This is a genomic window from Phocaeicola intestinalis, assembly GCF_014837065.1.
Classification (GTDB): Bacteria; Bacteroidota; Bacteroidia; order Bacteroidales; family Bacteroidaceae; genus Phocaeicola; species Phocaeicola intestinalis.
The window spans coordinates 1-625 of sequence record NZ_JACSPP010000152.1; the positions used below are offsets into that span (position 1 = coordinate 1).

Here is a 625-nt window from a genome sequence, read left to right on the forward strand (position 1 = left end):
GTGGAGATTGCCCCCATGCCGCTGATGCCTGTTGACAAGTGCATCGCTGATACCAGCCTGCTTGCCGAGATACTGCTTCAGAAGTATGAATACCACGTCCCGTTCTACCGTCAGATACGGCAATACAGGCATCTCGGGCTGAAAGGCCTTACGGAAAGCACGCTGGACGGATGGTTCAAGAAGACGGTAGAACTGCTGAAGCCCCTGTATGAGTCGCTTAAGAAAGAGGTTTTCTCTTGCGACTATGTGCAGGCGGACGAGACCACCATCCCGGTCATCAACAGAGGAAAGCACAAGGCGGAAAAGGAATACCTCTGGATGGTCAGGTCTGTCATGGAAAAACTGGTCATCTTCCATTATGACATGGGATCCCGGTCCGGATCGGTCATCGAATCACTGGTAAGCCAATACCACTTCAAAGGATACCTTCAATGCGACGGTTTTGCAGGCTATGAGACAGCCTTCAAGACCAACCCCGACGTGCGGCTGGTCAATTGCATGGCGCATATCCGTCGTGATTTTGAGCATGCCTTGGGTGAAAACAAAAAGGAAGCCGAATATGGGCTGGCCCAGATACAGTACATGTACAGGATTGAGCACTGCTGCGATAAGGCGGGCTTGTCGT

At 51.8% G+C, this 625-nt stretch carries 1 protein-coding gene; it reads left to right on the forward strand.

Translation table 11 applies throughout. The annotated features are described in order from the left end of the window. On the forward strand, positions 1–625 hold a 625-nt coding region (locus H9625_RS17455), incomplete at both ends, for an IS66 family transposase (RefSeq protein ID WP_191765605.1).